The 18,481-nt window shown below is 64.7% G+C and carries 23 protein-coding genes and 3 pseudogenes; 17 read left to right on the forward strand and 9 right to left on the reverse strand.

Features of this window, described 5'->3' with window-relative positions; translation table 11 throughout:
* A pseudogene (locus CEK69_RS12030) lies at positions 1-258 on the reverse strand (hypothetical protein); the annotation flags it as partial.
* Between CEK69_RS12030 and CEK69_RS12035 the strand changes: the two are divergent.
* A pseudogene (locus CEK69_RS12035) lies at positions 214-1,161 on the forward strand (DUF58 domain-containing protein); the annotation flags it as partial. The pseudogenes CEK69_RS12030 and CEK69_RS12035 overlap by 45 nt on opposite strands.
* Before the next feature lie 49 nt (positions 1,162-1,210).
* Here the strand turns inward: CEK69_RS12035 and CEK69_RS12040 are convergent.
* The 6 genes from CEK69_RS12040 to CEK69_RS12065 form a co-directional block, all read right to left on the reverse strand.
* The gene (locus CEK69_RS12040) at positions 1,211-2,173 is read right to left on the reverse strand and encodes a hypothetical protein (RefSeq protein WP_226975141.1); all 963 of its coding nucleotides are present in this window, start codon (positions 2,171-2,173) and stop codon (positions 1,211-1,213) included.
* A complete protein-coding gene (locus CEK69_RS12045; RefSeq protein WP_226975142.1) occupies positions 2,170-2,553 on the reverse strand; it encodes a hypothetical protein in 384 nt (127 codons plus the stop codon). Before CEK69_RS12045 ends, CEK69_RS12040 begins: the two co-directional genes overlap by 4 nt.
* A 158-nt stretch (positions 2,554-2,711) precedes the next feature.
* Positions 2,712-3,320: a hypothetical protein gene (locus tag CEK69_RS12050; protein WP_226975143.1), complete on the reverse strand. Its 609-nt coding sequence runs from the start codon at positions 3,318-3,320 to the stop codon at positions 2,712-2,714.
* A 61-nt stretch (positions 3,321-3,381) separates the two neighbouring features.
* Complete coding sequence (locus CEK69_RS12055; protein WP_152245813.1) at positions 3,382-4,563, reverse strand: glutathionylspermidine synthase family protein; 1,182 nt, start codon at positions 4,561-4,563, stop codon at positions 3,382-3,384.
* 34 nt (positions 4,564-4,597) lie between these two features.
* On the reverse strand, positions 4,598-5,155 hold the full coding sequence (locus CEK69_RS12060) for a DUF1190 domain-containing protein (RefSeq protein ID WP_026143325.1): 558 nt from the start codon (positions 5,153-5,155) through the stop codon (positions 4,598-4,600).
* 102 nt (positions 5,156-5,257) lie between these two features.
* Positions 5,258-6,514 (reverse strand): cellulase family glycosylhydrolase, encoded by a 1,257-nt coding sequence (locus CEK69_RS12065; protein ID WP_226975147.1) that lies wholly within the window; start codon positions 6,512-6,514, stop codon positions 5,258-5,260.
* A gap of 355 nt (positions 6,515-6,869) precedes the next feature.
* On the opposite strand from CEK69_RS12065, the gene ilvD reads away from it, so the two are divergent.
* Positions 6,870-8,708, forward strand: a complete 1,839-nt coding sequence (gene ilvD / locus CEK69_RS12070; protein WP_152245815.1) for a dihydroxy-acid dehydratase — start codon at positions 6,870-6,872, stop codon at positions 8,706-8,708.
* Positions 8,709-8,863: 155 nt separating this feature from the next.
* Here the strand turns inward: ilvD and CEK69_RS21280 are convergent.
* Positions 8,864-9,040, reverse strand: a pseudogene (locus CEK69_RS21280) (recombinase XerD); the annotation flags it as partial.
* A 188-nt stretch (positions 9,041-9,228) separates the two neighbouring features.
* Between CEK69_RS21280 and CEK69_RS12080 the strand changes: the two are divergent.
* The 3 genes from CEK69_RS12080 to CEK69_RS12095 all read left to right on the forward strand — a co-directional run bounded on the left by CEK69_RS12080 (position 9,229) and on the right by CEK69_RS12095 (position 11,743).
* Entirely contained in the window at positions 9,229-9,630 is a 402-nt protein-coding gene (locus CEK69_RS12080) for a hypothetical protein (protein WP_152245817.1), read from the forward strand.
* Between the two features lie 130 nt (positions 9,631-9,760).
* Positions 9,761-10,198 carry a hypothetical protein gene (locus tag CEK69_RS12085; protein WP_081613247.1) on the forward strand — a complete coding sequence of 146 codons (438 nt, stop codon included), beginning with the start codon at positions 9,761-9,763 and terminating at the stop codon, positions 10,196-10,198.
* Positions 10,199-11,293: 1,095 nt separating this feature from the next.
* Complete coding sequence (locus CEK69_RS12095; RefSeq protein WP_148827499.1) at positions 11,294-11,743, forward strand: hypothetical protein; 450 nt, start codon at positions 11,294-11,296, stop codon at positions 11,741-11,743.
* Between the two features lie 8 nt (positions 11,744-11,751).
* Here CEK69_RS12095 and CEK69_RS12100 read toward each other — a convergent pair whose 3' ends face one another.
* Positions 11,752-12,048, reverse strand: a complete 297-nt coding sequence (locus CEK69_RS12100) for a hypothetical protein (RefSeq protein WP_152245821.1) — start codon at positions 12,046-12,048, stop codon at positions 11,752-11,754.
* Positions 12,049-12,465: 417 nt separating this feature from the next.
* Between CEK69_RS12100 and CEK69_RS12105 the strand changes: the two genes are divergently transcribed.
* The 12 genes from CEK69_RS12105 to CEK69_RS12160 all read left to right on the forward strand — a co-directional run bounded on the left by CEK69_RS12105 (position 12,466) and on the right by CEK69_RS12160 (position 18,220).
* Entirely contained in the window at positions 12,466-13,050 is a 585-nt protein-coding gene (locus CEK69_RS12105) for a hypothetical protein (protein WP_152245823.1), read from the forward strand.
* Positions 13,051-13,353: 303 nt separating this feature from the next.
* Positions 13,354-13,761, forward strand: a complete 408-nt coding sequence (locus CEK69_RS12110) for a hypothetical protein (protein WP_152245825.1) — start codon at positions 13,354-13,356, stop codon at positions 13,759-13,761.
* On the forward strand, positions 13,758-14,231 hold the full coding sequence (locus CEK69_RS12115; protein ID WP_152245828.1) for a hypothetical protein: 474 nt from the start codon (positions 13,758-13,760) through the stop codon (positions 14,229-14,231). Before CEK69_RS12110 ends, CEK69_RS12115 begins: the two co-directional genes overlap by 4 nt.
* Before the next feature lie 151 nt (positions 14,232-14,382).
* Positions 14,383-14,757 carry a hypothetical protein gene (locus CEK69_RS12120; protein WP_152245830.1) on the forward strand — a complete coding sequence of 125 codons (375 nt, stop codon included), beginning with the start codon at positions 14,383-14,385 and terminating at the stop codon, positions 14,755-14,757.
* Between the two features lie 55 nt (positions 14,758-14,812).
* On the forward strand, positions 14,813-15,352 hold the full coding sequence (locus tag CEK69_RS12125; RefSeq protein ID WP_152245832.1) for a hypothetical protein: 540 nt from the start codon (positions 14,813-14,815) through the stop codon (positions 15,350-15,352).
* Between the two features lie 86 nt (positions 15,353-15,438).
* Entirely contained in the window at positions 15,439-15,975 is a 537-nt protein-coding gene (locus CEK69_RS12130) for a hypothetical protein (RefSeq protein ID WP_225851500.1), read from the forward strand.
* A 215-nt stretch (positions 15,976-16,190) separates the two neighbouring features.
* On the forward strand, positions 16,191-16,427 hold the full coding sequence (locus CEK69_RS12135; RefSeq protein WP_152245834.1) for a DUF1161 domain-containing protein: 237 nt from the start codon (positions 16,191-16,193) through the stop codon (positions 16,425-16,427).
* Between the two features lie 73 nt (positions 16,428-16,500).
* Positions 16,501-16,803: a hypothetical protein gene (locus tag CEK69_RS12140; protein ID WP_152245836.1), complete on the forward strand. Its 303-nt coding sequence runs from the start codon at positions 16,501-16,503 to the stop codon at positions 16,801-16,803.
* A gap of 183 nt (positions 16,804-16,986) precedes the next feature.
* Complete coding sequence (locus CEK69_RS12145) at positions 16,987-17,169, forward strand: DUF2695 domain-containing protein (RefSeq protein WP_152245838.1); 183 nt, start codon at positions 16,987-16,989, stop codon at positions 17,167-17,169.
* A gap of 15 nt (positions 17,170-17,184) precedes the next feature.
* Positions 17,185-17,379 (forward strand): hypothetical protein, encoded by a 195-nt coding sequence (locus CEK69_RS12150; protein ID WP_226975144.1) that lies wholly within the window; start codon positions 17,185-17,187, stop codon positions 17,377-17,379.
* A 116-nt stretch (positions 17,380-17,495) separates the two neighbouring features.
* Complete coding sequence (locus CEK69_RS12155) at positions 17,496-17,834, forward strand: hypothetical protein (protein WP_152245840.1); 339 nt, start codon at positions 17,496-17,498, stop codon at positions 17,832-17,834.
* Positions 17,831-18,220, forward strand: coding sequence for a VOC family protein (locus CEK69_RS12160; protein ID WP_017915156.1), 390 nt, complete (start codon positions 17,831-17,833; stop codon positions 18,218-18,220). The genes CEK69_RS12155 and CEK69_RS12160 overlap by 4 nt, the downstream gene beginning before the upstream one ends.
* Positions 18,221-18,481: the final 261 nt, after the last annotated feature.

The raw sequence follows: 18,481 nt of genomic DNA on the forward strand, positions 1-18,481 counted from the left end.
AGGCAGCAGCAGGTGCGCGCCGACCAGGCGCGAAGCCTGTTCGGCGCTGACCAGGGCGAAGCGGGTCAGCGGCGCGAAGTTCGGAGACACGCGCACGGTCCGTGCGGACCCGGCCAGACGCTGCTGCCACCACAGGCGCCACGGCGCATGCAGGCGCAGGTGGGTGCCGTCGAAGACGAAGCGGCCGCGCGCGGTCGGACGCAGTTGATAGCGCACCTGGGTCTGATGCGCGGCCGCTTCGTCTTCGACGGCACCCACCTGCGCCTGCATGCGCCGTGGCGCCTGTGGTGGCAGCAGCGTCTGGCCGGGTCCGCACGGACCGTGCGCGTGTATCCGAACTTCGCGCCGCTGACCCGCTTCGCCCTGTTCAGCGCCGAACAGGCTTCGCGCCTGGTCGGCGCGCACCTGAAGCGGCGCCGCGGCGAAGGCACCGACTTCCACCAGATGCGCGAATACCGGGTCGGCGACAGCCTGCGCCAGATCGACTGGAAGGCGACCTCGCGCGCGCGCAAGCTGATCTCGCGCGAGTACCAGGACGAGAAGAACCAGCAGTTGCTGATGCTGATCGACACCGGGCGGCGCATGCTGGCCAGCGAGCGTGGCCTGTCGCACTTCGACCATGTGCTCAACGCCGCGCTGGTGGTGTCGTACCTGGCACTGCGCCAGGGCGACGCGGTGGGCATGATGGCCAGCGGCGGCGACGCGCGCTGGGTGGCGCCGCAACGCGGCATGGCCACCGTCGACGTGCTGCTGCGGGCCAGCTACGACCTGCAGCCGCAGCCGGTGGCCACCGACTACCTGACCGCGGCCACCGAACTGTCGCTGCGCCAGCGCCGCCGCGCGCTGGTGATGCTGGTCAGCAACGTGCGTGACGAGGACATCGAAGACCTGCTGGCCGCGGTGCGCCTGCTGCAGCGCCGCCACCTGGTGTGCGTGGCCAGCCTGCGCGAGCGCGAACTGGACCAGGCGCTGGCGGAGGACGCACACGAGCTGCCGCAGGCGGTGCAGGCCGGCGCGGTGGCACGCTACCTGCAACAACGCAGCGCCGCGCACGACGCACTGCGCAGCCATGGGGTGATGGTGCTCGACGTCACCGGCGAGGAACTGCCCGCCGCGCTGATCGAGCGCTACCTGGCGGTGAAGCGGGACGGGTTGCTGTAGCGCGTGGCGGCGGCGCCGCCGCACCGCTCGGCCGCGCAACCCACGGCACTCACTGGCAGTGCTGCAACAGCTTCTCCAGTTCCGCCGCGGCGACGGCGGCAGGTGCCTTGCTCTTGATCAGGTCATAGCAGGCCATGGTCGATATGCCGCTCGCCAACCGTTGCGCAGCCACGCCGGTCGAGAACATCTTGCCCAACCCGATCGACGCCGAGCCCTTGCCATTGACGGTGCTCGTGCCATCGAAGCTGCCAAAGACGGAATAGGAGTCGCCCAGATTGCTGCGCGCGATCTTCGCATTGGCGGACTTGAGAATGGCTTCCTGCAACTCCGACGCTTTTTGCTTGCTGGCGTACTCGGACGCCACGGCGGCGGCGTTCTGCCGCAGGTCGTTCTCGCTCTGAGCGAAGCCCGCGAGAATCGCCTGATCTTCGGCAGTGGGCGCGAGCGCGTCCATGGCGCTCTTCGCGGCGCTCACGTCCGCCTCTTCGACCGTGCCCGGGCTCGCAGCCGCTGCCTGCAGCGACGCCCATTTCAGCTTCGCTTGATCGTATGCGCTTTGCCGCTTGGCGGCTGCGCTGTAGCTGTCGCGCAGTTGCTTGAGCTTGCTATCGGCCTCGATCATCGCCTGCTTCGCCAGCGTCTCCTCCGACAACGCCCTCGCATAGTCAGTCGATGCCTTCTTGGCCGCTTCGATCCGCGCATCTTCGCTGGTCCCGTCGGCGTCCGAATCGCCCTCTCTGGCGACGCCGGAGATCACCAGCAGCTCGTAGCCCTTTTTGCTGCAGTCGGCACCGGCAACGCCGTCGTTGCACTTTCTCGCCACCGCCACCGGCACATAGGCCGCATCCACCTGCTTGTAGCCCAGGTTCATCGAAATGCCTGGGTTTTCGGTGGATGCCGTGGAAACATCGACACCGAAGCTCGTCTTCGACGCGTAGACCAACGGCGCCTGCTCCAAATGTGCGCAGCCGCCCAACAGCAGAACAGAGAAACAAGCCAGAGACGTTTTCATCGTGACACCTCCTGTGATGCGATGCAGACCTGAGACACATCGCCACCGCCGGCCTGCAGGATCGCGAGCAGGCGGCGGACCTCGGCGTCGGTATTGGACATCAGCACGATGCGGCACGCGTCCGCATCCGGGGGAACATAGATCGCGGTTTCGGCGTGCCAGCCCAGCGTCCACGCGCGCGGGGTCTGCGAAATTCCCAGCCCGCGCGAACGGATCGCCACAGGGGCCAATCCCGTCGTGGCGACGCGTGCGCCGAACAGGCCACGCACGACCACGTCCTCGCGCGCGGTGGAGACCGTCACCACCGCGCACGCGCTGCAGTTGGCTGCGACGCACGCCAGCAGCACCAGCACTCTGGCGCGAATACGAGATGCAGACATGCCGGCCCCCGCAACACTCCCCGATGTCGATCTTCGTCAGACGGGCAAGCCCGGTCAATCGTGACGAGTATCACATCGTAGACATTTCGCATGCGTCGCGCGTGGCGCGACTGCGCCGGCCGCATTCACGGCGAAGAATGAAATCGCAGACGCCGCCGCTACGTTGCCGCCGCAGGCACCGACGGCAGCTGCGCACTGGCCTGCTGCAGACGCTGCAGCGCCCGAAGCATCAGCGGCCGATGCCGCGCCAGCTTCATCCACGCCGGCAACCGCGCCACCATCGAGCGTCCGAACAGGCCGTGGCGTTCGCGCAGCGTCGCCGCCACGTAGTCCTGCAGCTCCTGCAGATGGCGCGGGTTGTAGGCCCACAGCAGGCCGGCGCGGGTCGGCGCGACCAGCGCCAGCGGCATGCCGAAATGCGGATCGTGGGGCGAGCCGTCGCGCACGCGCCGCGGCTGCACGGCCACCGCACATTCCTTGCGACACGACGCGCAGCGGCCGGGCAAGGTCTTGGGCGGCGGTACAGCGGCGGCCGACGCTGCGCAGACATGCACCCACTGATGCCCGCAGTGGCCGCAGGCCCGGCGGCCGACCAACTGCACCATTCCCACCCAGTCGTCCGCCGCGCTGTCCAACGCAGCGCTGCACTGCCCGCAACGGAAGCGTGCCTGCCAGCGATACGGTTCCCACTGCGCCAGCACCCAGCCCGGCGTGCCGCAGCGATGGCAGCGCACTGCGACCTGGTCGGCGTAATCGACCAAGCGCACGCCGAGGTTTCGATGCCGACGCGGCGCTTCAGGCGACGCTGCGTCGGCGCGCGACACCGACTCACGCATACAGCACACCCGGCCGCGCGTCCTCGACGATGGCATGCGGCAGGAACCGCGCGCTGTCGCTTGTGATCGGACTATCGTCCTCGCGGATGCCGATGCCGCAGGCGCGGTCGCCGACGATCCAGCTGCCGACCATCGGGTAGCGACCCTCGAACGCCGGCAGCGGATGCGCCTGCTGGCGGATGTAGGGCCCGGCATAGGGGCCGTCGCTCTCCAGCACGCGGCCATCGTCCAGGTGCAGCACGATGTTGGCGCCCTCGCGCGAATGCAGCGGCTTGCGCACCCAACCCGGCGGCAATGCGCTGCCGTCGTCGAATGCGGCCGGCAGCAGGTTCGGATGGCCGCGATGGCGCTCCCACAGCAGCGGCAGGATGCCCTTGTTGCTGAGCAGCGCCTTCCACGGCGGCTCCAGCAGGCGCAGGCCCGAGCCCGGCAGCGCCTGGCCGAAACGCTCGGCGAACATGTCCTCCAGCGGATACAGCTTGAACAGCGCGCCGATCACCGTGTCGTCCAGATCGGTGTAGCGGCCGTCGCTGGACAGGCCGATGTCCTCGATCGCGATCAGCTCGCCGCCGACGCCGGCCTGCGCGGCGCAGTCGCGCAGGTAGGCGATCGTGCCCTGGTCCTCTTCCGAATCGCGCACCGCGGCGAAGTACAGCGGCGGCGGCAACCCGCCGGCGAGCGCGGCGAAGCGCTCCAGCAAGGCTTCGTGGATGGAGTTGAACTGGTCGGCCTCGTCCGGCAGGCGGCCCTGCGCGCGCTGGTCCTCCAGCCACTGCCACTGGAAGAACGCCGACTCGAACAGCGAGGTCGGCGTGTCGTAGTTGAGTTCGTAGAGCTTGGCCGGGCCGCGGCCGTCGTAGGCCAGGTCCAGGCGCCCGTACAGATGCGGCTCGCGGCGCCGCCAGCTGTCGGCGATCCAGTCGCGGAACGCCGGCGGGATCGCCAGCCGCTGCATCAACGCCTCGCTGGCGACGATCTCGTCGAGCAGGCCCATCGCCATCGCGTGCAGTTCGGCACTGGGATCTTCCAGATCGCGCTCGATCTGGCGCAGGCTGAACGCGTAGTAGGCGCGTTCGTCCCAGTAGCGCTGGCCGTCGATAGTGTGGAAGCGGAAACCGTACTCCGCGGCCTGGGCGCGCCAGTCGCCGCGCTCGACGATCGCGATACGTTTCATGCGGGGTCTCGTGCGAAGAGAGAAAAAGCGGTATTCAGCTGCCGAAGCCGCGCCCACCGGCGGATTCGCCGAAACCGCCGCGGCTGACGGTGACCGCCCGGTTCGGCGTGGCGCCGATATGGGTCATGGTCTGGTTGCCGCGCAGCATCGTGCCGCTGGCGGCCGCCGCACCGGCACCGCCGGAATAGGACGCCGGCCGCTGCCACTGGTTCTGCCGGTCCTGGTAGGCGGGCGCGGCATTGAACCCGGCGGCGCGGTTGTTGTTGAGCATCTGCGACAGGAAGAAGCCGGTCATCATCGGCCCGATGAAGGAATGGCCGTGGCTGTCGCGCTGCTCCACGCAGCGATCCTGCGCATAGTCCTGCGCGCACTGCTCGCGGCTGGCGTACTTGGGCCCCTGCTCGGCCGCCTGCTTCTGCGCCTGTGCGAAGGCCTCGCGGCAGGTGGCGATGTCGTGGGTCTGCGCCACGCAGGCGTCCACCGAGGTGTACAGGCCTTCCTGGGCCTTGGCCTCTGGCTCGCGCCCGCAGGCGGTGAACAGCAGCGGCGCAGCGCTCATCAGCAACAAGGCGGTCGTCTTCGACCTTTTCATGGCAACGTCTTCCTGAGTCCAGCCACGATGATGCCCGGTTCCGCCGGCCGCGGAAACCCGCGGCCGGCGGTTGGGCGTCACTGCGGACGCACGCGCGACGCGTCAGCTCGTCGTCGTCGGCGGCGGCGGCACGTAGCTGGACAGGCGCGCGTCGAAATACGGCTGCACCGCGGCGATGTTGGACTTGACCTGGATGTCCATGCCGACGTCGCGGCTCATGCCCAGCACATCGTTGTCCGGCCAGCCGGGACCGAAGCACCACTGCGTGCTGGGGATGTTGTTGGCCTCCAGGTGCGCGAGCATGCGCTTGGTCGCCAGTTCCGCGCTGGCGTTGCCGGCCGGATAGCCGTGCTCGCCGAGAAAGCCGCGCTTGCCTCGGTGTCCCAGCCAGTCGATGAACGGCTTGACCATCTCGATGCCGGTGTCCGGCGCAACGTTTTCATTGCGATTGGCCCAGGCGCCGCCGCCGCGACCCTCGTTGTCCAGGTAGTTGTGCGCCTCGTAGACGATGCGGTCGTACGGGTCGGGGATCGTGTCCAGGTTGTTGGACACCTGGTCCCACAGGCGCGCACTGGCGTACTGATTGCCGCAGACGAACACGTAATGCGATCGGTCGAAATCGAAGATGCGCGCTGCGGTGGCGGTGGCGGTGCGCAGCCAGTGATCGGCCATCACCAGCGTGCTGCCGTCGGCGTTGCGCTCCGGTCCCTGGTAGGGCTCGTTCATCAGCCCCCAGCCGAAGATCGCCGGATGCGAGCGGAAGCGCTGCACGATGCGACTCCACAGATCCGGCAGGCCGGCGGCGCTGTACAGCGTGCAGCCCGGCGTGCCGATCACGCGGTACTCGTAGAGCTTGAGCAGATTGTCGGCAGGATCGAAGTAGGCCAGGTACAGGAAATTGCCCTTGCGATAGGTGCCGTTCCACACCGTTTGGTCGGCGGGGTCGGCGACCGCGCGGCCGTCCGGCCCGATCAGCTGGCCGGCGCCATCGCGCCGGTAACCGGACTTGCTCGCGACCTTGATCGGCAAGCGCATGTAGTCGTGCAACTCCAGGATCGCCACCTTGCCGCGCTGCGCGAGCCGGTTCAGCACTTTCTCGACCTGGTCGCAATACGTGGCGTTGAGCGGCATCCCCTGGCCGGTACTGAAGCGCGCGGCGGTGGTGGGCAGGCGGAACAGCGGGCAGGCGCCGGCGGCGACGATGTGCTGGTCGCTGATGTCGCGGTAGTGCCGGTCGATGATGGCGTTGTCGACGAAGTTGTTGGACGCCAATCCGGACAGGTTGAGCCCGGCGAACGGCAGCGTGCCCGCGGCGCGGGCCTGGCCGCCAAGGCCCCACAGCGCTGCGCCGGCAGCGATGCCGACACCGGCACGCAGCACGCTGCGGCGGCCCGGATCGGCGGGGGTGGACACAAGGGAAGGGGCGGGGGAGGAAACAGCGGAAGACGACGAACGCACATGCCGAAGCATGGACACCTCCTGTGGTCATGATGGGCGAGCCGGGCCTACGCCCCCTGACGCACCGGCCACCGCAGTCTGCCAAGCGCAGGCAGGCAGGTCTGCGACCCGCTCCGCACTCCCGGGCGGCGCGCGGCGGCGCCAGCCTGCGTGCTAACGTGGTCGGCCCACCGGTGGGCGTCCAGGACGGTTGCAGCAGCAACGATCCGATCGCGCCACCATCGCCAGCCTCCCCGCCCGCTCGTTCGCTGCTCCCATGCCCGACTATCGCTCCAAGACCTCGACCCACGGCCGCAACATGGCCGGCGCCCGCGCGCTGTGGCGCGCCACCGGCATGCAGGACGCCGACTTCCACAAGCCGATCATCGCCATCGCCAATTCCTTCACCCAGTTCGTGCCCGGCCACGTGCACCTGAAGGATCTCGGGCAACTGGTCGCGCGCGAGATCGAGCGCGTCGGCGGCGTGGCCAAGGAGTTCGACACCATCGCCGTGGACGACGGCATCGCCATGGGCCACGACGGCATGCTGTACTCGCTGCCCAGCCGCGAGATCATCGCCGACTCGGTCGAGTACATGGTCAACGCGCACTGCGCCGACGCGCTGGTGTGCATCTCCAACTGCGACAAGATCACCCCCGGCATGCTGATGGCCGCGCTGCGCCTCAACATCCCCACCGTGTTCGTCTCCGGCGGGCCGATGGAAGCCGGCAAGACCAAGCTCGCCGACCACAACCTGGACCTGATCGACGCGATGGTGATCGCCGCCGATCCCACCGCCTCCGACGAGAAGGTCGCCGCGTTCGAGCGCAGCGCCTGCCCCACCTGCGGCTCCTGCTCGGGCATGTTCACCGCCAACTCGATGAACTGCCTGACCGAAGCGCTGGGCCTGGCCCTGCCCGGCAACGGCACCGTGGTCGCCACCCACGCCGACCGCGAGCAACTGTTCCTCAAGGCTGGCCGCACCGCGGTGGAACTGTGCCACCGCTGGTACGGCGCCGAAGACCCGCGCGCGCTGCCGCGCGGCATCGCCACCTTCGAAGCCTTCGAGAACGCGATGACCCTGGACATCGCGATGGGCGGCTCCACCAATACCATCCTGCACCTGCTCGCCGCCGCGCAGGAGGCCGAGGTGCCGTTCACCCTGCGCGACATCGACCGCCTGTCCAAGCGCGTGCCGCAGCTGTGCAAGGTGGCGCCGAACACGCAGAAGTACCACATCGAGGACGTGCACCGCGCCGGCGGCATCGTCGCCATCCTCGGCGAACTGGCGCGCGGCGGCCTGCTGCACACCGACCAGGCCACGGTGCACAGCCGCAGCCTGGCCGACGCCATCGCGCAGTGGGACATCACCCAGAGCGATGACCCCGCGGTGCAGACCTTCTACCAGGCCGGGCCGGCCGGCATCCCCACCCAGGTCGCCTTCAGCCAGGCCACGCGCTGGCCCAGCCTGGACGCCGACCGCGCCAGCGGCTGCATCCGCGACGTCGCCCACGCCTACTCGCAGGAGGGCGGGCTGGCGGTGCTGTACGGCAACATCGCCGAGGACGGCTGCGTGGTGAAGACCGCCGGCGTGGACGAATCCATCCACGTGTTCGAGGGCAACGCCAAGGTGTTCGAAAGCCAGGACGCCGCGGTGAAGGGCATCCTCGCCGACGACGTCAAGGCTGGCGACGTCGTGGTGATCCGCTACGAAGGCCCCAAGGGCGGCCCCGGCATGCAGGAGATGCTGTACCCGACCTCTTACCTGAAGTCCAAGGGCCTGGGCAAGCAGTGCGCCCTGCTCACCGACGGCCGCTTCTCCGGCGGCACCTCCGGCCTGTCGATCGGCCACGCCTCGCCGGAAGCGGCGGCGGGCGGCGCCATCGGCCTGGTCCGCGACGGCGACCGCATCCGCATCGACATCCCCCAGCGCCGCATCGACCTGCTGGTCTCCGACGCGGAACTGGCCACGCGCCGCGCCGACCAGGACGCCCGTGGCTGGAAACCGGCGGCAACGCGCCCGCGCAAGGTCAGTACGGCGTTGAAGGCCTACGCACTGTTGGCGACCAGTGCGGACAAGGGAGCGGTGCGGGACAAGGCGATGTTGGAGGGGTGAAGCGTTGCCATGAAGGCCGTGGGTTGCCGCGGTCTTCATGGCGTCCAGGTACTGCACTGTGGGAGGGACTTCAGTCCCGACGCGTGACCGCAAACGCCCACGGCTATGCTGCTTTTCTGGACACCACGGCATATGCGGAGGATCTGCGCGGCCTACCCCATCCGCGCTGAATGCCGTTCACCATTGACTAGGATGAAGCGCCCCATCCAGCCAACAGACATTTGCTCGGTACGCAGGCTGTAATGCCGAAGCCGCAACCGGCCACGCACCTGCTCCAGCAACCTCGGCGGTGGATGCGCCGTTACGCCTTCATCGTCATGGGTGTAACTCATACGCCAGCTCGAACGTCGGATAACGTAGCCAGCATTGGCGCACAGAGTCGCAGCCACCATCAGGCAAGTCATTGATGCAGGTGGGAATTTCCCGCTTTGCAGACGTCTGGCGTTGGTGGATACTTGGGGCATCACCGCTTTTGGGCGGTCCAATAGTAGTTAGGCCCTCAAGAACTACAGGACTTTGTATGACTATCCCAGATCACGTCAAGGATCGCATTCGCCTCAAAGCACAGTCGGATTGGCCCGACGACTTTGAAATGCAGCGACATACCATTGGCAAGCAGGTTGAGGCCTTCCAAGAGCTTGAAGTATTCAAAGAAAAGTTCGCATCCGACGAATTCGTTGGTGCCATCTTCAACTTTGCCTCATCTAGCTGGCCGGATGACTACGAGATGGAGCTTCACACATTCAAAAAGCAGCTCGATGCCGGCATTGCTTTTTTCAACCATGAAGCCGTCGATGTGCCCAAGGGTACCTTTGAGCAGATAAAGCTCAAAGCCTTCTCAGAATGGCCAGATGATCATGAAATGAAGTTGCATACCTTGGAGAAGCAATTAAATGCTTGGCGCGCACTACAAAACTTTTGACCGCTTCCAATCATGCCTTCGCTCACCAGCCTAACTATTTGGTCAAGCCGACGCCCACAAGCTTCGCTTGCGGGTGCCCTCCGTGCTTCGCACTCCGGCGCGGCTTACCGCGAGCGTTAGAGGCCAAGACATGGAATATCGCAGAGCCCTGCTAGACAAGCTCGAGAGCCTCGACAGGATTGACAACGAGCACTTTCCCATCGTTTCTCTCGACGACTACTTCATCGGTAACCCACAAGAAGACTCGATCGCCCCAAATCAATGGGGATATGGCCGCCCTTCTATTCGTGACATCTATGCAAGGCTCAAAGAGATCGAAGCCCGTCCTGATGTTCAGGGCGTGTTTGTTGGGCTTCATCAGGATTGGGGCGAGTCGTTGGAGCACAGCGATCTTTGGCCCGCCGCAGAGAACATCCACATTTTCTCTTCCGCGCCACAAGACATTGCAGACCAGTGGATTGAAGGCTTAGAGTCTGACGGGATTGGGCCAGGCTGGCCATATGGAAAGCATGCAGCCGCACCCGAGCCGCCTCCCGGCTATCAGGTGTATACAATCTATTGGGACTGAGGGCTTGCCCTCTAACAATTCGTTCAAGCCGACGCCGCTTCGCGGCGCGGCTTAACTCAGGTGTTAGACCCCAATGATCGAGCGCATGACACACGAGGAGTATGTGTTCTCAGCTCGCCGGAAAGCGGTTGAGATCGCTACAGGCGTCCTCGCTGGAGAGATGCCTGTCTTGGAGGGCTGCCATTCCCTCGCCGCGCTTCGTTGCGAGGTCGAGGTGGACGTCCGTGACCCAGATTTCATGACCTTTGCAATGATCTCGTCAGAGGTTGATGCGCTACCCATTGGAGCTGCTCGGGCACGCTGGGCTCCGGAGGCATTGGCAAAGCTGGAGCCGGACATACAATCGGCAATCGCATGGGCAACACCGCAAGCACTTCCGGCCTGCCAGTCCATAGTGCAGCGGTTTGGGGCCTAACAGTCCATTCAGGCCGACGCCGCTTCGCGGCGCGGCTTAATTCAGGCGTTAGCTGCTAAGGAGAGTTTATCGTGGCCTTGAACTATGAAAATCTCGACTCTCGCACCCGGGAGAACATGTCATCAGAGATCGCGCACGATGTCGCTAGCGGGGTCTTATACATCAGTAGCCGCCTTACCGCAGAAGGGGCCAAAGCATGGCCTGCCCTTCTCGCCCAAGCCGCAGACTCTAATGACGACTCATGGCTTGCGGCTCAGTTGCAAGCTAGGGGTTATCTCAGGTCGCACGAGGAGCGCCGAACACCAAAAGGCGGCGTGACCGTCGCAAAAGTTCCCGTAACCGCGAACACCACGCTCGCAGAAGGTGAGTTCAATCGCTTCTACGCTCGGGGGTTGTGTCAGCGCGCCATCGCTGACGGGCAGCGATCCGTCGTCGCCTATCGAGCCAGGCACTCAGAAAACCCTCGTCCCGAGTCCGAGGCAATCATTGGAAAGCACTTTGAGCCCGATGCCTTGCTGCAGGACCTTCGGACATCGTCCGGCGTGGAGCCGGCGCTTGGCCTGCCGCCTGGACCCAATTCGGGGCTGTCGGTCAGGCTCCCGTGAACGCAGCTAACAACTCGTTCAAGCCGACGCCGCTTTGCGGCGCGGCTTAACTCAGGTGTTAGCACGCAGGAAAAAATGACCGCATCTCCACCATCAGAAGAGCAGATACATCTCGCGGCCTCGCTAGGCATCGATGTTGTTCTTGACACGTTTGACGTGGCTGCAGCCCGATTGCTGGACCGTGTGGCAGCCGCAATCGGGCACGAACCCGCTGAGCCATCCAGCGATCGTCAACGCGCTTTCGCATCATCGCTTGGGCAAGACGTTTCCACCGATTCAAAGCGTGTCGCTAGCGCCAAGATTGGTGAGGCTCTTTTCGCCAAGAACCAAGATGCAATTGTTGCGCTCAACCTGAAGCCTGGAGATCGCGTTATTCGCCTCACTCGATTCGAGCATGATGGAGATTTACGCTCTTTCGAGCAGGAGTTTGTAATTTCCTCCATCCAGCCCAATGGTCGTGTCTTCTTCAAGGGTGGCAATGGTCAAGGTGCTTGGCCTACCCAGCTACACAAGCCTGCGGGCTAACAATTCATTCAAGCCGAACCCGCTTCGCGGGTCGGCTTAATTGACGCATTAGGTCTCACATGCGGCCAGGTACACACTTCGCCATCGAACTTGAAATCGCCGGCACGGCTTCCGCAAATTCCAGCCGACGCTTCCACAGCGAAGCGGATGCTCTTGCGTTTGCAAACAGCAGTCTTCAGCACGATGTAGAGCTGTTCGTCGCATGCTTGGGCAACCAGGTAGATTTTGGAAATTTCATCATTAGCGCGGGTGCGGACAACAACTTCGATGTGCGCGTCCACGACCACAGAGGCTTTCTCGCGCACGGCGTCACCAGGGAGCATGCGCTTCAGGCGCTCGCCTACTGGCTGCCATCGCAAGATCGGCTGCCCAGTCTTGCATGGAGCGAAGAATGAAACCTAACTGGGCGCTGCAGCGGACGGCTCCGGTGCGCAGCCCTTACGTTTCCCGCCATCGGATCGCTCGCCGCTTCGTCGGCCATTTTCATTGCTCCGCTGCGCTCATTGCCTTCGGGCTCGGTCACATCCAGCGGTCAGCGCCTCGGGCAAGCCCCAAGACCGCAATCTGTGGCATGCTCGTCACTCGGCGGCAGTGCTGGGGAGCGCTGACCATGCTCTACCACCGCCTCGCACCGCCGCTTCACCATTCGTTCAAGCCGGCGTCGCTTAGCAACGCGGCTCAACTGAAGCAATTAGCACACAGAACAGCGAGAAGGGGGCTCGATGGAGATGACGATTGGAGACGCGCAGTGGGACATGCGTCGCGGCTACTTGAGCGGAAGTACCGGGATCGTGGCATCGGCGACGGCGTGGGCAGTCGCCACTGCGTTTGCGGCATTCGTCACACCAGAGCGTGCTATCTGGTCGCTGCTTATTGGCGGCATGCTGATCTATCCGGTCAGCGTGCTGCTGTGCAAGCTTCTTGGAGCCTCTGGCGCACACGGTGAAGGCAATCCGCTCGGTCAACTTGCGGGAGCGAGCACGTTCTGGCTCATCTTCAGCTTGCCGCTCGCGTACGGGCTGGGCCTCCGTCAGCCGACTTGGTTCTTCCTGGGCATGCTGCTCGTCATCGGGGGCCGCTATCTGGTGTTTGCATCTGTGTATGGCATGCGACTCTACTGGGCGTTGGGTCTGGCGCTAGCCGCGAGCGCAATTGTCTTGGCGTTATGTCGCGCGCCCGCCGTCTTCGTGGTTGCCGCTGGCGCGCTCATCGAGTTAGCGTTTGGCGCCACAGCTTTCACGCAGCATCGAAAGTGGATGCGCGCCAACAATTCGTTCAAGCCGACGCCGCTTCGCACCGCGGCTTGACTGAGGCGTTAGGACTCACGAGTAACGACCCGACTCCCAAGGTGTTGTTCCGTGTCCCAGATGATGAGGGCGGGTCCACGGTTGATACGCTTTGGTCCGTTCCGCTCAGTGATGACCGATACACGTTGGACGACTCGCTCTTCTATGCTGACGGCGTCTCTTGGCAGGGCACGGTCTTTCCCCCGTCGACCTGCAAGAGGCCCGCACACGCAGCGAAAGCCGAGTGACAAGACGCCATGCAAGCGCCCCCCCATGCGTAGTCCGGTTCCATCCATGCGTCCTTGCTGATCGACAGGACACCCCATGATTGCAGGCAAGAGCAAACTCGATCGCAAAAAGCACCTGGCCTCGATCGTCGCCGGTCATCTCGTGTCTCTCGGCCACACCGCTTCGGTTGTGGAAGGGAGGATCAATTCGGCCGGCCACAGGGATCAGGTGCTCGTGGATAGCGCGATCGGCCTGGTGCATGTCACCGCATCGAGCAACACCGAGCCGAACGGCAGCATCCTGTGTTCGGATATCGAAGACGGCGATCAGTCGTTCCTCGCCGACAAGAAATTCGCGGCGTTTGGCTGGAACACCCGCGATGGGCGGACGACGGTCATGCTCGTGCCTGCCGAGGCGGTGCGCGGCAACAAGTCGATGACCAAGGATCAGATCAGGTCGGCTAGCATTCGCGCGTACACCCTGATGCTGGGGCCACCTGCATGAGCCTCGATGCAGGCACGACCGGCCCGCGCCGGCTTGGTTCACGGCTCAGGCACGATTTTCCACCCAAAAAGGCAGACCGCCCGATGAAATCGCTCCGCCGCTGTACGCTTCTTGCACTCGCACTGCTGGTCTTCTGTTTTTCTGCCACGGCGGGCAATCCCCAAGATGCGGTACTGACCTACCCCGCCGATGCCGCTGTGCCGATCTCGCTCACCTTGTTGACGCGCCAGGGAAAGGTAGGGCGCGACAACGCGATTTACGACAACTACCGCCCACAGGTGCGATTCTCAGGTGAGAGCAAGGACGTCATGTGTGCATTGCGCATTTCCAAAGCGCAGCAGAAGATCGAACCCGGCGAGACCGCTGCGGTGTCTCTGAGCTGCATCGAGCAGTTCCACGTTTTGGAAAAAGACAGGTCGTTCATCGCCTATGAGGGCGGGCGCAAGGTCGCCGAGGGCATCCTGCGTTGATGGCGCTGGCAATGTCAGGCGGCACAGCGCGTCAGCGCACAGCCGGCATCGGACCGGCGCAGCGCGTCGTTTGCTCGATACGGAGTGTCCCCACCCTTCCAGCACGCGACGCACTTCTCGCTCGCTGATCGCGCGCCCCGTACAGCCGACCATGCGCTGGAAATCGATCTTTGCCTATGCCGCGCTGCTGTTTGTTCTCCGGTGCGGCGTTGGCTTTTTCAGCGGCTTATTCGAGCTAGGCGGCTTGGTGAATGCCTGGACCCTTCTCTCTTTCCTGCTCTGCGCCGCACTCTTCGCACACCTCGTGTTGCGTGTGGCGCAACAACGCCCCGCGCACGCCTGCCTCATCCTGGTCATCTACGCCGCCTTCGCGGATGTTCTCGTGGCGCTATTGCCACCAGACACGACGGACGAACCAGCCATGTTTGTCGCTCTGGAATGGCTGCAGCTGCTCGCCTCCGCAGGCCTCGGTCTGCTTGTCGGCTGGGTGTTTCGGCGCGCGGCCGATCAACGCCGGCTGCTGTAGTCGCGTGCAGCACACACCGCGCCCGCCAATGTCATCCGAGGGTTGGCTGACGCCCATGATCAAAATAATCAAATTCGTTGGAAAAGGAACGGCGCTGCTCCTGCTGGGAACGCTTGTCGCACTGGTCGCTTACGATGCGCTCGCTGTCCGCCCACATCTGGCCCGAATCCGCGATCTTCTCGCCCACGCCAATCCAGAAGACGCCACTCCTCCCGAAGCGATTCGCAGGCTGATCGATGCGAATGTGGGATCGCCCTCCCCGCATGCGGCTCGCCTGGTGACGTCCCTCGTCTACACGGATTTGGCGCAAGGTCAGTCGCACGTGCGCAACGCGCTTTGGAGCGTGCTGCTACCGGTGCACTTCGACGAGTCGCACATCTACGGCCTCTACTGCAGTCTTTCCTACAACGGCACAGATCATGGATTGAGCAGCTTTGCCAATCGGGAATTCGGCAAACCGCTTAGCCAGCTTTCACCACTGCAGGCAGCGACCACCGTTGCGGTCACCCATGCTCCTACAATCTACTTGAAAGATCGCGACAAGCTGGGCAGGCGCGCTCGGACGCTATTGGCAAGGTCCCGGCCTCCGCATTAGACCTCCATGCTGCAACAGGCGACGCCGCCGTTTCGTCCACACCGACTCTCCTCTGACATGACCCGGCACAACGGGATTGGCACAACATGAAGAAGACAATCGCAAGCATTGCCATGACAGCGACCTTGACGAGCCTGCCGCTCGCAGCACCAGCGTCTGAGCCAGTGCCATCCATCAGCCAAGCGACACTGCAGGAGTCCGAGAGCGAATACCAGCACAGCCCGCTCTGCGGCAAGGACGAGCTTACGCTGTGGACGTGCCAGACGCGCAAGCGAGAGTTTTCGCTATGCTCGTCGAAGGCGGTCAACCGGACCTCGGGCTACCTGCAGTATCGGGCGTCGGAGAGCGGCAAGCTGGTGCTGCAGTACCCCGCACAGCAGAAGCCGCCGACGGGTCTCTTCACTTACAACACGTTTCCCAACGGAAACGCATCGATCGAGTTCAGCAACGGCGGCTACCGGTACAGCCTGTTCGACCCGCTCAGATCCGCTTCGTCCATCTCCGTCTCCGGACCTGGAGCATCGGACAAGACCACGCAGATCGCCTGCGGCCCGAACCAGACCCTCCAGCTCAACTACACGATGCGGTTGATGTACGACGCCGGCGTGTGGGTCGATCCCTGAGTGCGCCGAAACAGGCCGCGGCGTCGGCGTCCCGCTCCTCCCGACCGGCCGCCGACCGAGTGCGGTGGCGGTAGCGGTCGATGCAATTTGCGCTTGCTACACTCGGCGCGGCGGCGCTGCTCCCGAGAGCGACCAGGTCGACCGCCATGCCAAAGCCGCCACACCTTACGTTTTTTCCGCAACCTCTTTCTCCCTCATCGACTATCGGTGCCATCATGAAACAAGCCATCGCGCTTCTCCTGCTTGCCTTCGCCTCCTCGTCCGCTTTCGCGGCGGGCAGATCCTGCGAGGAGTTGAAGGCCGAGCTCACCGCGAAACTCGATGCGCACGGCGTCAAGGACTACACGTTGGACATCGTCGACAACGCCGACGTCAAGGATCGGAAGGTCATCGGCAGTTGTGCGGCGGGAAGCAAGAAGATCGTGTACAGCAAGAACAAGCCGTCGACGTAAGCAACAGGAGCTGTTACGTCATGCATGCAACGTGGACGCGAGGCATTGTCCTCGCACGTCGAAGGAGCGTTTCATGCAGGTAGTAGATCACGCGCCTCATGCCTGGTTTCTCCTGCGCGACGGCGACACGCTGCTGCTCGACGTCAACTGCAGCCATGGCCCGGTCGGTTATGCGTGGACCATGGCGCTGACAGCCCAGGAAGTTGCGCAGTACCGCGCGCTCGGGCGTGATTTCATCACGCAGCTCGCCGAACGCGTGCAGTCGACCGCGCCGGGGGTGTTGGGCAGTCGGTCGCCGTATCTGGTTCGCAAAGCGGATGCCGAGACCCGCCAGCGGGTCACCGTGGCGATCAAGGCCTGGATCAAGGACAACTGATTGTCCGCCGCGGGCCGTACTTCTCCGCTATTTACGCCGCAGCATTGTTTTCTACCAGCGACAGAGACAATGACAGAAGACCCGAAAGCCCAAGGTCGCAAAGCGCTCCGCAGATCAGCGCAGTCCAAGCAGTGCGCGCCCGCGGAAGCCACCCTTCCGCTCCCCAGAGAGACGCTCTGGGCCTTGTTCGATTACTTGAACGACGCGCTCGCCGATGGCTGCGATCACTCCTTGCGACTCACCGCACAGTTCCTCGCGTCCCAGGATGTCGCTCCGGAGTCGGTCATCCCCTGGCTCGGTGCGCACGGAGGCTTCTGCGATTGCGAGGTGCTGTTCAATGTCGAAGAGCGCTGGGGCAAGCCGTGACCGGACATCGACCTGATGCATGACCTTCCGTATCACTTCCTGGCCGATCTGCTGCTGCATCCTGCGCAACCAGGAAGCAAGGCGACTGCGCTCGTCTCCGGCCAGTGGTGCGCCATTCTCTGCATCGACCAGCAACAGTGGTCGGCCCGCCTCACCTTCACCGGCAGCCCGGCGCCCGGGGTCACTTCCGCGCAGGGGTACAGTTGCTGATGCCTGACGCACTTGCCCACTTCCCGGCGGGCGCCGATTTCACGCTCTGGGCGAACGGCAGCGAAGGGACAGGCTACGTGGTCTCGAGGGCGGCCTGACAGGCACATGGAACCCACATGCACGTCGACATCACCCACCACGTGGACGCCAGCGAGCCCGACGACGGGTACGGTTACCACTATGCCTACACCCTCTACCGCTTCAGCGACGGCCGCGATCGGTTGCTGGCGCGGAGCTACGACGACGATGCGGATCAGGCGCATTTCCTGAACATCGAAGTGGAAGGGCACGTGCGCTTGATGATCGACGCGGACCTGCGGCATCCGCTGCTGCTGGCCGCCGCGGCGTACCTGGGCGAAGCCGGCAAGCGTAGACTGCGCTGGCTGAGCGGCCGCGGCGACGGTTACGAGCCGCTGCCCGGCCAGCCCACCATCGGACCAGCGGAGGCTCCATGAAGCGCGTCACCGGGATTGGCGGCATCTTCTTCAAGGCACAGGACCCGGCCGCGCTGCAGGCCTGGTACCAGCGGCATCTCGGCATCGACGTGCAGGCCTGGGGCGGCACCGCCTTCGCCTGGAACGACGCCAGCGGCGCGCCGGTCACCGGCTCCACCGTCTGGTCGATCGGCGCGGCGGCGCAGGAGCCGCACTTCTCGCCCGGCACGGCACCCTTCATGATCAATTACCGGGTGCACGATCTGCACGCGCTGGTCGCGGCGCTGCGCGAGGAAGGCTGCCACGTGCTGGACCGCATCGACGAATCCGAATACGGCGCCTTCGCCTGGGTCATCGACCCGGAAGGCAACAAGGTGGAGCTCTGGCAGCCGCCCGCCGGGCAGTAGTGCCCGCTCCGGCCGGTCGACTGGCCGGCCGGTAGCACGGGACGCCCGACCGGTCAGCGTCGAACCAGCCCCGCCGACATCGCCGGTGCACGCCGACCGGTGGATTGGCGCCGCCGACTGGCTGCACATGATCTTCGCTCGCCCTGCACTGCGCTATCACTACTGTCCGCGCTCATTGTCCTGATCGGGATCCGCGCCACCGATGAATGCCTCCCTCCCGAGTTCCCCCTCGCCCCTGCGTCCCTTCGCGGCGCGGGTCCT

This window comes from Xanthomonas sp. LMG 12462 (genome assembly GCF_009192885.1).
Classification (GTDB): domain Bacteria; phylum Pseudomonadota; class Gammaproteobacteria; order Xanthomonadales; family Xanthomonadaceae; genus Xanthomonas_A; species Xanthomonas_A sontii.

What these genes read in the sequence shown, in the direction of transcription:
- CEK69_RS12040 (WP_226975141.1), bottom strand. Translation starts at nt 2,173, where the DNA reads ATGAAAACGTCTCTGGCTTGTTTCTCTGTTCTGCTGTTGGGCGGCTGC.
- CEK69_RS12055 (WP_152245813.1), bottom strand. Translation starts at nt 4,563, where the DNA reads ATGAAACGTATCGCGATCGTCGAGCGCGGCGACTGGCGCGCCCAGGCC.
- CEK69_RS12150 (WP_226975144.1), top strand. Translation starts at nt 17,185, where the DNA reads ATGCATGACCTTCCGTATCACTTCCTGGCCGATCTGCTGCTGCATCCT.
- CEK69_RS12095 (WP_148827499.1), top strand. Translation starts at nt 11,294, where the DNA reads ATGACCGCATCTCCACCATCAGAAGAGCAGATACATCTCGCGGCCTCG.
- CEK69_RS12060 (WP_026143325.1), bottom strand. Translation starts at nt 5,155, where the DNA reads ATGAAAAGGTCGAAGACGACCGCCTTGTTGCTGATGAGCGCTGCGCCG.
- CEK69_RS12110 (WP_152245825.1), top strand. Translation starts at nt 13,354, where the DNA reads ATGATTGCAGGCAAGAGCAAACTCGATCGCAAAAAGCACCTGGCCTCG.
- CEK69_RS12130 (WP_225851500.1), top strand. Translation starts at nt 15,439, where the DNA reads ATGAAGAAGACAATCGCAAGCATTGCCATGACAGCGACCTTGACGAGC.
- CEK69_RS12080 (WP_152245817.1), top strand. Translation starts at nt 9,229, where the DNA reads ATGACTATCCCAGATCACGTCAAGGATCGCATTCGCCTCAAAGCACAG.
- CEK69_RS12045 (WP_226975142.1), bottom strand. Translation starts at nt 2,553, where the DNA reads ATGTCTGCATCTCGTATTCGCGCCAGAGTGCTGGTGCTGCTGGCGTGC.
- CEK69_RS12125 (WP_152245832.1), top strand. Translation starts at nt 14,813, where the DNA reads ATGATCAAAATAATCAAATTCGTTGGAAAAGGAACGGCGCTGCTCCTG.
- CEK69_RS12140 (WP_152245836.1), top strand. Translation starts at nt 16,501, where the DNA reads ATGCAGGTAGTAGATCACGCGCCTCATGCCTGGTTTCTCCTGCGCGAC.
- CEK69_RS12155 (WP_152245840.1), top strand. Translation starts at nt 17,496, where the DNA reads ATGCACGTCGACATCACCCACCACGTGGACGCCAGCGAGCCCGACGAC.
- CEK69_RS12105 (WP_152245823.1), top strand. Translation starts at nt 12,466, where the DNA reads ATGGAGATGACGATTGGAGACGCGCAGTGGGACATGCGTCGCGGCTAC.
- CEK69_RS12160 (WP_017915156.1), top strand. Translation starts at nt 17,831, where the DNA reads ATGAAGCGCGTCACCGGGATTGGCGGCATCTTCTTCAAGGCACAGGAC.
- CEK69_RS12120 (WP_152245830.1), top strand. Translation starts at nt 14,383, where the DNA reads ATGCGCTGGAAATCGATCTTTGCCTATGCCGCGCTGCTGTTTGTTCTC.
- CEK69_RS12135 (WP_152245834.1), top strand. Translation starts at nt 16,191, where the DNA reads ATGAAACAAGCCATCGCGCTTCTCCTGCTTGCCTTCGCCTCCTCGTCC.
- CEK69_RS12085 (WP_081613247.1), top strand. Translation starts at nt 9,761, where the DNA reads ATGGAATATCGCAGAGCCCTGCTAGACAAGCTCGAGAGCCTCGACAGG.
- CEK69_RS12115 (WP_152245828.1), top strand. Translation starts at nt 13,758, where the DNA reads ATGAGCCTCGATGCAGGCACGACCGGCCCGCGCCGGCTTGGTTCACGG.
- ilvD (WP_152245815.1), top strand. Translation starts at nt 6,870, where the DNA reads ATGCCCGACTATCGCTCCAAGACCTCGACCCACGGCCGCAACATGGCC.